Source organism: Vagococcus fessus (assembly GCF_003987565.1).
Classification (GTDB): Bacteria; Bacillota; Bacilli; order Lactobacillales; family Vagococcaceae; genus Vagococcus_D; species Vagococcus_D fessus.
The window spans coordinates 158,597-170,611 of the sequence record NZ_NGJY01000004.1; the positions used below are offsets into that span (position 1 = coordinate 158,597).

13 protein-coding genes and 1 pseudogene are annotated in these 12,015 nt (G+C 36.1%); 11 read left to right on the top strand and 3 right to left on the bottom strand.

From position 1 onward, the window contains the following. Positions 1-783 (top strand): sulfite exporter TauE/SafE family protein, encoded by a 783-nt coding sequence (locus CBF31_RS09910; protein WP_126832597.1) that lies wholly within the window; start codon positions 1-3, stop codon positions 781-783. Between the two features lie 31 nt (positions 784-814). On the opposite strand, the gene queG is transcribed toward CBF31_RS09910, so the two are convergent. Continuing rightward, a complete protein-coding gene (gene queG / locus CBF31_RS09915) occupies positions 815-1,963 on the bottom strand; it encodes a tRNA epoxyqueuosine(34) reductase QueG (RefSeq protein WP_126832600.1) in 1,149 nt (382 codons plus the stop codon). A gap of 458 nt (positions 1,964-2,421) precedes the next feature. On the opposite strand from queG, the gene CBF31_RS09920 reads away from it, so the two are divergent. The 6 genes from CBF31_RS09920 (at position 2,422) to CBF31_RS09945 (ending at position 7,521) form a co-directional block, all read left to right on the top strand. Next, a complete protein-coding gene (locus CBF31_RS09920; RefSeq protein WP_126832602.1) occupies positions 2,422-3,117 on the top strand; it encodes an MgtC/SapB family protein in 696 nt (231 codons plus the stop codon). A 30-nt stretch (positions 3,118-3,147) separates the two neighbouring features. Then, positions 3,148-3,894 carry a tyrosine-protein phosphatase gene (locus tag CBF31_RS09925; RefSeq protein WP_126832604.1) on the top strand — a complete coding sequence of 249 codons (747 nt, stop codon included), beginning with the start codon at positions 3,148-3,150 and terminating at the stop codon, positions 3,892-3,894. Positions 3,895-3,986: 92 nt separating this feature from the next. Continuing rightward, positions 3,987-5,369, top strand: a complete 1,383-nt coding sequence (locus CBF31_RS09930) for a bifunctional metallophosphatase/5'-nucleotidase (protein ID WP_126832606.1) — start codon at positions 3,987-3,989, stop codon at positions 5,367-5,369. 47 nt (positions 5,370-5,416) lie between these two features. Then, positions 5,417-6,100: a YutD family protein gene (locus CBF31_RS09935; protein ID WP_126832608.1), complete on the top strand. Its 684-nt coding sequence runs from the start codon at positions 5,417-5,419 to the stop codon at positions 6,098-6,100. Between the two features lie 15 nt (positions 6,101-6,115). Further along, complete coding sequence (locus CBF31_RS09940) at positions 6,116-6,886, top strand: TIGR01457 family HAD-type hydrolase (RefSeq protein ID WP_126832610.1); 771 nt, start codon at positions 6,116-6,118, stop codon at positions 6,884-6,886. Beyond that, positions 6,886-7,521, top strand: coding sequence for a TIGR01906 family membrane protein (locus CBF31_RS09945; protein ID WP_126832612.1), 636 nt, complete (start codon positions 6,886-6,888; stop codon positions 7,519-7,521). The genes CBF31_RS09940 and CBF31_RS09945 overlap by 1 nt, the downstream gene beginning before the upstream one ends. A gap of 38 nt (positions 7,522-7,559) precedes the next feature. On the opposite strand, the gene CBF31_RS09950 is transcribed toward CBF31_RS09945, so the two are convergent. Together CBF31_RS09950 and CBF31_RS09955 are read right to left on the bottom strand one after the other, a co-directional pair. Continuing rightward, positions 7,560-8,054, bottom strand: coding sequence for a phosphatidylglycerophosphatase A family protein (locus CBF31_RS09950; protein ID WP_126832614.1), 495 nt, complete (start codon positions 8,052-8,054; stop codon positions 7,560-7,562). Positions 8,055-8,132: 78 nt separating this feature from the next. Next, positions 8,133-9,149: an NAD(P)/FAD-dependent oxidoreductase gene (locus CBF31_RS09955; protein ID WP_126832631.1), complete on the bottom strand. Its 1,017-nt coding sequence runs from the start codon at positions 9,147-9,149 to the stop codon at positions 8,133-8,135. A gap of 160 nt (positions 9,150-9,309) precedes the next feature. Here CBF31_RS09955 and CBF31_RS09960 point away from each other — a divergent pair, with 160 nt between their 5' ends. The 4 genes and pseudogenes from CBF31_RS09960 to CBF31_RS09975 all read left to right on the top strand — a co-directional run bounded on the left by CBF31_RS09960 (position 9,310) and on the right by CBF31_RS09975 (position 11,707). Further along, the gene (locus CBF31_RS09960) at positions 9,310-9,894 is read left to right on the top strand and encodes a peptidylprolyl isomerase (RefSeq protein WP_126832616.1); all 585 of its coding nucleotides are present in this window, start codon (positions 9,310-9,312) and stop codon (positions 9,892-9,894) included. A 31-nt stretch (positions 9,895-9,925) separates the two neighbouring features. Beyond that, positions 9,926-10,788: pseudogene (locus CBF31_RS09965) on the top strand (ROK family protein). 106 nt (positions 10,789-10,894) lie between these two features. Then, positions 10,895-11,263 carry a CvfD/Ygs/GSP13 family RNA-binding post-transcriptional regulator gene (locus tag CBF31_RS09970; RefSeq protein ID WP_126832618.1) on the top strand — a complete coding sequence of 123 codons (369 nt, stop codon included), beginning with the start codon at positions 10,895-10,897 and terminating at the stop codon, positions 11,261-11,263. 75 nt (positions 11,264-11,338) lie between these two features. After that, positions 11,339-11,707: a hypothetical protein gene (locus CBF31_RS09975; RefSeq protein ID WP_126832620.1), complete on the top strand. Its 369-nt coding sequence runs from the start codon at positions 11,339-11,341 to the stop codon at positions 11,705-11,707. Positions 11,708-12,015: the final 308 nt, after the last annotated feature.

Consider the following 12,015-nt stretch of genomic DNA (forward strand, 5'->3'; position numbering starts at 1 on the left):
ATGTCTGTTTATATTATTTATTTTTTAATTATTGTATTAGCTAATACTGTAGGTGCTATTTCTGGAATGGGCGGTGGGGTTATTATCAAGCCTGTAATGGATGCTTTTGCATTTCATCCACTGGCTGCGATCACATTTTATTCATGTGTGGCTGTCTTTACGATGTCGATAGCTTCAACGTATAAACAACTAAAAAATGGCTTTAAAATTGAGTGGCCGAAGGCAATTGCTATTTCGATTGGTTCTGTTTTTGGGGGTGTTTTAGGAAATAAATTATTTACATCCTTATTAACGTATTTTGGTGACCAGAAACAGGTCCAGCTACTGCAAATCGTTTTAACCGTGTTATCTCTTATTTTAGTACTAGTCTATACTTTAAAGAGTACAAGGACATATAAGCTCACACATTTAGTTGCTTACTTTGCAATTGGGCTATTTCTAGGTGGTTTTTCCACATTATTGGGAATAGGAGGCGGACCTATAAATGTCTCGCTACTAATTTTTTGTTTTAGCCTAACCATGAAGGAAGCGACGATTTATTCTATTGTAACGATATTCTTTTCTCAATTGGCTAAATTAGTAGAAATTGGAACGACTACGGGCTACAGTATTTTTGATTTGTCACTACTAGTGGCTATTATTCCAGCCGCAATTATTGGAGGCTATCTAGGTGGATACTTTAGTGGAAAGGTATCAGAAGAAAAAGTCTCAAAAATATTTATTGCCGTTGTAGTGCTTGTCATTGTTATTAATGTAGTGAATGGTGTGATGTTGATAGTGTAAAAGCCAGAGCATATGCTCTGGCTTTTTTTTACTATTTATTTAGTTTTTCTAAGACGTCATTTAATTCGGTTAAAACCTCTTGTTCGGTTTCGTTTTCTTGAAGTCTTGTTAAAAATGCAATTAATTCGCTAGGGTCTTTAGGTGCTAATTCTCCAGCAGCCCAGACCGCAGTTCCCCTTATTACGGGTCGTGGGTCTTTTTCAATAAGTTCTAGAAGGTGAGGTAGGGCTGATTTTTGACGTGCATTTGCTAGTGCGATAATAGCATTTCGTTGAATAGGTTTCTTGCCACGCCAAGAGCCAGCAAGTGGCCCGTAAGTTTCTTTGAATTCTCGATTGGATATAGTCAAAAGAGGGACAAGTAATGGATTAACAACATCTGGATCGGGTTCCATCTCATCGTGTAAGTGAAAATCTTTCCCTTTATTATATGGACAAACTTGTTGGCAAATATCACAGCCATATATAATGGTTCTGATTTTAGAACGATACTCTAAAGGCATCATGTCTTTAGTTTGAGTTTGATAAGAGAGGCATTTTTTACCGTTCATTCTTCCATCGCCGAGTAAAGCTGTTGTTGGACAAAGGTCGATGCATTTTGTACAGTCCCCACATTTTGATTCGATGGGTGTGTCAGGTTCAAAGGGAATATTCGTAATGATTTCTCCTAAGTAAACATATGAACCGAATTCTTCGGTGATGAGTAAACCATTTTTTCCGATAAAGCCTAAGCCAGCACGTTGAGCTACAGCTACATCAATTAATTCCCCTGTATCAACCATTGGTTTGAAGGTGATTTCATCGGTATCTTCTGCTTTTTCTTGAATGGTTTGGATGAGTTTAGTTAGACGATCTTTTAGGATATCGTGATAGTCCATCCCCCATGAGGCGCGAGCAAAACTACCTCGACGTTCGCCTAGAACTGATGTTGGCTTCTTTGTAAGTTTTGTTGGATAAGCAAGGGCAATTGAAATAATCGAACGGGGTTTGTCGAAGATTAAATCAGGGTTAAGGCGTTCCTCTATGTTAGGGTGTTCAAATCCAGTTGTGTGTCCAGCTGCTTTTTGTTCTTCTAAACTTTCTTTTAAATGTGTAAAAGGTTCAGCTGATGCAAATCCTATTTTATCAATACCAATATCTTTACTGGCCTGTATAATATCATTTTTTAATTGGGTATACATGTTCCCACCTCATTTGTTTTCAGTAAGATGATAGTAGCAATGAATAGAGTGAGATGCAAGCAAAAAAATAGTTTGAATCGGTATAGTTAGAACCTCAGACTAGCGACCGATTTTGTAAACGAGTGAAAGTGTGTTACAATACGTATGTATTAAAAATAAGTATGAAGCATTAACGCAATTGATTTTTAGGAAGTTTATTCACACTGGCGCAGCTAGAGGGCTGCAAGGATGCAACAGATGGTAGGGGTTGTGTCGTTTAAATGAGAAACAATAGAGCTGTTTAATTCAACTAGTTTACGGAACAAAACCTTATAAATATTTATTTTTAGTTAGAAAGCCACCCAGGGGTACATTGGGTGGCTTTCGTCAATTTTACGGGTAAACATCGAATTACTAGGTGTATTAAAAAAGGCATGATAAAATAAAAGTAACAAAAAGTAGTGAAGGGGAGTGGTGAGATGGAGCCAATCGAAATCATTCAGCGTTTGTTACTAGCGATAGCTATGGCGGGAGCCATTGGATTTGATAGAGAATTTAAAAATCGACCAGCGGGTATGCGCACACATATTTTAGTTTGTGTCGGGGCAACACTAATTGCTTTAATACAAGAACAAATATCGGCCAATTCGATTCAATTTGCAATAGAAAATCCAGATTTGATGAGTTTGATTAAAGTAGATCCAGCTCGTTTGGTAGCACAAGTGGTCAGTGGGATTGGATTTTTAGGTGCTGGGACGATAATTGTGACGAAACGTTCAGTTTTGGGTCTAACAACAGCAGCCTCTCTTTGGGCGGTTGCTTGTTTAGGGATTGCCGCAGGGCTTGGTTTATATCCCATAGCAATTGCAGGTTTTATTACAATTCAAATTACCTTATCATTACTGAATAAAATTTTAGTCGTCGTTCCGATGAAAAAGCTTGAAATTAAGTACATTCACCGACTAGAGGCGAAAGAATTTATCTCAGAATATTTTACTTTTAATGAAATCAAGGTAAGAGATGTTAACTTTGATGTGGAAAACTCAGAAGATGGTCGTAAGATTTACACAAATGTTTACACTATCGAGTTACCTCGTGGGAAAAACTACGCGGACTTGATTGAGGATTTATCATTAAATCCAAATGTTATGAAAGTCAGACTAGTTGATTTATAGTTAAAGTGAACGAAAGTAGAGGGTGATACAATGAAAACATTAGTTAATTTTAGAGATATTGGTGGTATTAAAACACAAGATGGCAAAGAAGTTGTCACAGGTAAATTATTTAGAAGCGGTGAGATTGTAAACCTCTCTGAAGAAGATAAGAAAGAATTTACAGAAACATATGGGATTAAAACGATTATTGATTTTAGAGGTGAGCAAGAAGTAGTAGAGCGCCCAGATGATACATTACCAGGTGTTTCTTATCTTAATATAGATATCATGCGTGATTCAAAAGGGAATACATCTAGTTTTGACGATTTGGTTGAGGTGACACAATCGTCTAAAGAACAAATGGAAAAAATTTATTATGATATTGTAACCACAGAATCTGGTCGTCATGGTTATAAAGAATTTTTAGAGACTATCGTAAAAGATGATGAGCCTGTTATTTTCCACTGTTTTGCAGGGAAAGATAGAACAGGTATAGGGGCTGCACTAATTTTAGGATTGTTAGGTGTGTCTGAAGAAGAGATTAAACGTGATTATTTAAAAACAAATGAGCAAAGACGTGAAGCAAATGCTCAAATTGTGACAGAGTTAAAAGCTAAAGGGATGACAGAAGAACAATTATCAGAAATCTTAGTGATGATGACTGTTGATTTATCTTATTTAGAAGTGGCTCGTAAAGCGATTGCTGAAAATTATGGCTCGTTAGAAGAGTATGTCTATAACGGTTTAGGTGTAGAGCCTTCAGTTGTTACAACACTACGCCAACTTTATTTGAAGTAACTATTACAAGACTTTCCTAAATAATGGAGAGTCTTTTTCTTTTAGGGTAAGATAGTAGGGGAGTAGAAATGTTAAGAAAGAAGTTGTGTTAAATGGAAGAAATAAGACTGATTAATACGAATGACTTACATTCGCATTTTGAAAATTGGCCTAAGATAAGGCGTTATTTTAATCAACAACAAGAAAAGTCTGAAATTGAAGGGTTAACAACGATAAGTATCGATTTAGGTGATTTTTCAGACCGTGTTCATCCGTTAACAGAAGCGACAGATGGACAAGCTAACACGTTATTAATGAATCAAGCGAACTATGACTTAGTAACAATAGGGAACAACGAAGGGATTGGAAACAGTCAAAAGGATTTAAACAGATTGTATGATAAAGCTGAATTTACTGTTATTTTGGGAAATGTAAGAGATATAAAAACAGGTAAACAGCCACACTGGGCTAAACGTTATGACATTATTAAAAGTAAGGAAGGCACTAGATTAGGCTTCATAGGGCTAACTGCTCCTTATCCATTAACGTATAATCCTAGCGGTTGGGACATTCTAGAGATTGAAGAAAGTTTACCATCTTTACTAGCTGAATTAACTCCGCAAGTGGATGTGATCATTTTACTATCTCATTTGGGACTCCCATCAGACCGTGAGATAGCGGAAAAACACCCAGAAATCTCAGTTATACTGGGAGCACACACTCATCATTTATTAGAGAAAGGTGAAGTTGTAGGAGAAACGCTTATTACAGGTGCCGGAAAATTTGGTAGATATATCGGCGACACCAGGCTAAAAATTGAAGGTAAACAAGTTGTAGCTAAAGAAACATTCGCCATCCCTGTAGCTGCTTTACCTGAAATAGAGTCTGATGAATCTGAAATAAAAGAGTACTGGCAAGAAGGTGAAGTAAAATTATCTGAGATACGCTTAGCTAATCTAAAGGAACCTCTTAAATTGACTGAGCCGAATGAGTGTCAAGAAATGTTAGTATCTGTTTGTTTAGAAGCGATAAAAGAAGAGGCGAACACAGAGGTAGCGTTACTTAATACAGGTTTATTTTTAGAAGAGCTAGCTAGTGGTGAAGTGACGGCCTTGATGCTACATAGATGCCTACCGCATCCTATGCATTTAGTTCGTGTGACCTTAGAAGGAGCAGATTTGTTGGAATTTTTAAATAGTATAGAGGCGCAACGGACTCAATTAAAAGAACATCCTATCGTTGGAATGGGTTTTAGAGGAAAAGTATTTGGTGAAATTATTTATTCGGGTATTGAGAAGAATAATGAGGGGAAATTTTTATGGTTAGGAAAAGAGATAGATCCAAATAAGAACTATAGCTTTACGACTGTTGACCATTTATTATTTATTAAATACTTTCCTGTATTGATGGCCAAGGGAGAAATTGACTTTTTATTCCCAGCATTTCTGAGACAGGTACTAGGTCAGTATTTAGAGACCCACTATTCAATAGAATAAAAAAGGGATATAATGAAAGAGATTAAAAATAATAGGTGGTGAAACGAATGGCAGATAAAGTAAAAGAACAAACTGAAAAAAATGTAGAAACAGAGTTAGAACAAACAACTCAAGAGGTGACTCCAGTAGAAGAGACTGATGCGCCTAAACCTAAAGAGAAAAAAGCTCGTGCAGTAATGTTGCCTGATGGTGATATTATGGTGGATGAATGCCGTTATCGTCTCGTTAAGAATTACCGAGAAAGTTTTGATATTGAATTATTTAATGATAGATACAGCGATGTGTTAAATCGTTACGAGTTTATCGTAGGTGATATGGGATTTGAACAATTACGTCTAAAAGGATTTTTTGCAAACAGTCAGAAAAAAATGCCTGTTGAACAGCGTATAGGATCATTACAAGATTACTTATATGAGTATTGTAACTTTGGTTGTGCGTACTTTATTCTAGAACGTTTAGGTGTACATCCGGTACAAGAGAATAATCGTAGCAATCGAAATAAACGCAATAACAAACGAAATAAGCCTAAGCAACAAGGGGCACATATTCAAGAGAAGAGAGGGAAAGCTGATTCTTTCGATAAAAAAGGAAAGCCTAAAGCGCCAATTAAAAATAAGCGTCCTTATGATGCTAAAAAAACGGGTGGGAAAGATACAACTCAACCTAAGCAAACTAAACCGACAAGTGGTTCAGAGAAACGCAATTTTACAATTAGACAAAAAAGTGAATAAGTTAGAGGTGTAAGTATGACAAAAGCATATAAAGGTTACTTAATTGATTTGGATGGGACGATTTATTTAGGAAAAGAACCTATTCCAGCAGGCAAACGCTTTGTGGAAAGACTTCAAGAGAAGGAAGTGCCTTATCTATTTGTGACGAATAATACGACTAAGAAACCCTCTGTTGTACGTGATCGTTTAGAAAATGAATTTGGCATTGTCGTACCAGAAGAAACTATCTACACAGCATCATTAGCAACTGTAGATTATATGGATGCCTGTGATAAAGGGAAAAAAGTCTTTGTCATAGGGGAAGCTGGCCTGATTTCAGCAATTGAAGAAGCGGGTTATGTAATCGATACTGAATATCCTGATTATGTGGTAGTTGGGCTTGATAGCGAGTTGACGTATGATAAATTAGCAACAGCGACTTTAGCTATTCAAAAAGGAGCACATTTTATTGGGACTAATCCAGATAAAAACATTCCAACAGAACGAGGGTTAATGCCTGGAGCTGGGAGTTTATTAGCCTTACTTGAAACGGCGACACGTGTAAAACCTGTTATTATGGGGAAACCAGAAGCGGTAATTATGAATGCTTCATTAACTCGTATGGGTTTAACAAAAGAAGAGGTTGTGATGGTGGGCGATAATTATGAAACAGATATCAAGTCAGGTATTAATAACGGAATTGATAGTTTACTTGTTCTAACAGGCTTTACTCAAAAAGAAGAGGTGTCGACTTTGCCGGTTGCACCAACTCATATAGTAGATAGTTTGGATGAGTGGGAAATCTAATGACTAAGACAAGACTGACGACAGCAATCGGTTGGATTTGCTTGTTCTTATTTATTATTACATTTGTTATTACGCTGACGATTAATGCCTATCCACTTTATATTTGGGAAGTGTCTCATTTACAGATTTTAGATTGGGTTGATTTATCGAAGGCCGATTTATTAAAAAACTATCGTGAGCTGATGGGGTATTTGAATTTACCGTGGCGAGATGCCTTAGTTTTATCTGATTTTCCAGTATCGGAATCAGGTGCTCTTCATTTTTATGAAGTAAAGAAATTATTTATGCTCAATTATGGCGTGCTGCTTATAACAGTTGTACCTGCTTTAGCTTTTTTGTACGCACTAGCTAAAGAATCTCGTCTATGGCAACTAGTAAGACCTTTTCAAGTTGGCGCAATGGTACCTGTTATAATGGGATTTTTCATGTTAGTAGGATTTGACCAGTTTTTTGTTGGGTTTCATCAGTTGTTCTTTGATAATGATGCCTGGTTATTTGATCCGCGAACAGACCCTATTATTAACGTCTTGCCACAAGAGTACTTTATGCACTGTTTTGCTTTAGGTTTTGCACTGCTTGAAGTTATCTTTATTATCGGAATTATAGTAGGGCGTCGTCAATTTAATCGTAAATAAAAAACAGACTCATTTGAGTCTGTTTTTTTGTTTGTGGGCTATTTATCATCCTCGACAGCATGGGCGATACGACTTGCCGCTGCCGCTGCGATAGCGCCAACGATATCATCTAAGAACGTATGAACTACTTTGCCATCATGGATGTTTAGTTTTTCTAAAATGCCAGGTTTTACTTTGTCGATGTAACCATAATTAGTAAACCCAATAGAGCCGTAAACATTTACAATAGAAAGTGCCATGATTTCATCGATACCATATAAGCCCTTGTCTTCACTTAAAATTTCTTGCAGAGGGCTAAGTAGTTTTCCTTCTTCGGCTAAGATATCCAGTTGAATTCCTGTCACAATTGTATTTTGGACTTCACGTTTTTTTAAAACAGCACGAACATTTTCGTTACAGTCTTCTAATGTTAAACCAGGAACATAATCTTTTTGTAAAAAGAGAACCAATTCTCCAATATCAGAGATGGTAACGCCACGCTGTTCTAATAAATCTAATGATGTTTGTTCTAATAAATTTTTATCTACACTCATTTCCAAGACCTTCTTTCTAACCTACGTTTTTCATAGTAATAGTACGTGTTTTACACGTTCATTGCAAGAAAAAAACTATTAAGGAGTTAATTTGCCATCAGCAAAAACGCTGGTACTATGAGCAGGTTGGGTACGAATAGTAGGTTCGATATAATGTAGCGCATTGTTAACGGCTGTTGGGGCTTCGCCGAATCCTGTAGCGATTAATTTAACTTTACCGTCATAAGAGCAAATATCTCCAGCCGCGTAAACACCTGGGATGTTAGTCGACATATCACTATTGACTTTTATTGATTGGCGAGCAAGCTCAAGGTTCCAGTCGTTCATACCACCTAAGTGAGAAACAAAACCATAGCTAACAATAAGGTGATCAGATAATAGTGTTTCTTCTTCAGTAGTTCTTGGATTAGTAATGGTAACAGAATCAATCGAGAGATTATCTTGTGTAGCACAATGGCTAATAACATAAGGTGTTTTGATGATAACACCAGACTCTTCAAGTTGCTTTAAGCTATGTTCATGAGCTCTAAATGTGGGACGACGATGGACTAGAGTTACCGATTTTGCAATAGGTTCTAGCATTAAGGCCCAATCGACAGCAGAATCTCCACCGCCGCAAAGGACGATGTCTTTTCCTTTAAATGCTTCTGCATTAGGGATGAAGTAATGAATTGAGTTTTCTTCTAAAGAAGTAGGGTAATCCAATTGTAACTTACGTGGTTGAAATGCCCCATTCCCTGCAGTGATGATGACACTTTTTGTGTAATGCTCTCCTTTTTCTGAAATGAGTTTCAACGTACCATCTGCTTGAGGGTGTAATTCGGTAACTTCCTCATTTAAGCAAATGGTATGATCAAAAGGTGACATCTGTTTGGTAAGATTTGCAATTAAATCTTTTGCTTTAATAGTAGGATATCCTGGGATATCGTAAATTTCCTTATCTGGATAAAGCAAATTAAGTTGTCCACCTAATTCAGGTAAACTCTCGATTACTTTAGTTTTGGCTTGCCTCATTCCAGCGTAAAAAGCGGCATAAAGTCCAGCGGGGCCACCACCTATAATCGTTATATCAAAAATCTCATGTTGAGACATAATTATTCCTCCATTCATATAGAACATGTGTGTTACTAGTAATCAGTATAAAATAATTATAGGAATTACAACACAAATTTGATTTACTAAGAGAAAGTGATAGAAAAAAAGGATTAAATTCGGTATGATGGATGAGTATAAAAAACTAGGAGGTATAGAGATTATGACATTTCCACAATTAGATTTAGAAAACACAAAAGGTACTGTTGTGACATTAAAAACTAACAGAGGTGATATGACGTTCAAACTTTTTGACGAAATCGCACCTAAAACAGTAGCAAACTTTGTCGGTTTAGTAAAACAAGGATACTACGATGGTGTTATCTTCCACCGTGTTATACCTGATTTCATGATCCAAGGTGGCGATCCAACAGGAACAGGTATGGGTGGCGAAAGTATTTATGGGTCAAGTTTTGAAGATGAATTTTCAAGAGACGTCTTCAACTTACGTGGTGCGTTATCAATGGCCAACGCTGGTCCTAATACAAATGGTAGCCAATTCTTTATCGTTCAAAACCAAAACATGCCTAAAAATATGTTAGGTCAAATGAAAGATGCTGGATTCCCAGAAGAAATTATCAATGAATATGCAAAAGGTGGTACGCCTCATTTAGATCACCGTCATACAGTTTTCGGTCACATTATGGAAGGGATGTCAGTAGTTGATGATATCGCTGGCGTTCAACGTGGCCCTCAAGACAAACCATTATACGATGTTGTTATTGAGTCAGTAGAAGTAACAGAATAAAAAAATCTAAACTTTAAATGTGTTAAGTAGGATTTCTATGTTATTTGGAGCAATCGAAGCAGGTGGTACGAAATTTGTTTGTGCGGTCAGTGATAAAGAGTTAACTATTCTTGAAAGAGTGAGTATTCCGACGACAGTGCCGGAAGAAACAATGGCAGAAGTATTTGCTTTCTTTGATAAACATGATGTTGTATCGATTGGTGTAGGATCGTTTGGTCCGATTGATGTCAATAAAAAATCTAAAACATACGGTTATGTTACGACAACACCAAAAAAGGTTGGACTAACTATAATTTCTTAGGAGCACTTAAAGAACGTTATGATATCCCGGTTGCTTGGACGACAGACGTTAATGCAGCTGCTTACGGCGAATTAAAAAAAGGAGCGGCTGTAGGAAAAGAAAGCTGCCTTTATTTAACAGTTGGGACAGGTATCGGCGGTGGAGTTGTGATAGATGGTAAAATTATCAATGGATACGGTCACCCAGAGGTTGGTCATATTAGTGTTAAACGTCACCCGGAGGATACATATGAAGGAACATGTCCTTTCCATAAAGATTGTTTAGAAGGAGTGGCTGCAGGCCCTTCTTTAGAAAAACGTTATGGTGTTAAAGGGCATGAATTAGAGCCGACACATAAAGCTTGGGAAATTGAAGCGTATTACTTAGCACAAGCTATAATGAATTACACATTAGTTTTATCACCAGAGATGATTATTTTTGGTGGAGGTGTAATGAAGCAAGAACAACTATTTCCTCTAATGAGAGAGTCGTATAAAAATCAAGTAAATGGATATGTTGCGACGCCCGAACTTGAAGAATATATCGTGCCGTGTGCATTAGGTGATAATGCAGGCATTACAGGTTGCTTATTGTTAGCTATGGAAGAAGTTTAAAAAAAGGAACGTCTTAAATTTAAGACGTTTCTTTTTTATTTCACTTTTAAATAATATAACGTATAATAGGATACGCGAATTAATTGAACGAAAGGTGGTACTTGATATGGAATATAAGATTGGCATGGAACTAGAAGGAACAGTAACAGGCGTACAAACGTATGGTGCATTTGTTTCTTTAGATAAAAATACCCAAGGATTAATACATATATCTGAAGTGAAACATGGGTTTATAAAGAATATAGGTGATGTTTTAACTACTGGAGATAAAATTAAAGTCAAAATTATTGATATTGATGACTATTCAAAAAAAATCAGTTTATCAATGAGAGCTCTGGAGCCTTACGCTAGCCAAAATCAAGCGAAGTATAAAAAATATTTTACAAATAAACGTAAGAAAATAGGATTTCAAAGTATCGCAGAGATGCTTCCTAACTGGATCAATGAAAATATGAAAGAACTAACTGGAAAATAATTGTGTTATTTTCTTGAAAATGTGCTATCATACTTTTAGAATACTGAATCTTATTTGAAAATAGAGGTGGATATTTTGAGTTGCCAATTAGTTGCAGGAACAGTGATTTTAAATACTGAGGACGGTAATAAAAAATTTTTAGTTAAGAAAGAAAGTCAAACATTTGATTTTGTAACAACTGAAATGAATGGAGAAATAACAAGTTTAGCGACTATTTTGCAAGAGTTGAAATTAAACGCATTACTTGATGTTAATTTGATTGATTTAGTGGAACTAACTAATATAACAATTGACGATAAAAAAATGCCATTATTTGTTTTTGAAATGTCAGAAAAGTATGAATCACATGCAGAAACTATTCAAGATGACTTTTCTTGGGAAAGCCCGAAAGTTATGAGGGATGTTTTAGCAAGATTTAATATTTCTGGTGTACCTCTATTTTGATTAAAAATAACTATAAGTTATTTTTAATCAACGCTTGTAATTGTTAATACAACATGTTATATTAATAAACGTTGTTACGACATGTAGCACAAACGAAAAAACATAAAAAACTTTTTCGGAAAGTAGTTGACGACATCAACTAATCATGATATTATGATTAAGTTGCTAAGGCGACAACGACACAACGTAGACCTTTGAAAACTGAACAAAGTAAGACGAACCAAACGTGTAGGATGTTGTTCTCATTAGTTGAGACAACAAACTAAATTTTAAGATTTTTATTAAAAATCTAAGTGAAGTAACATTCG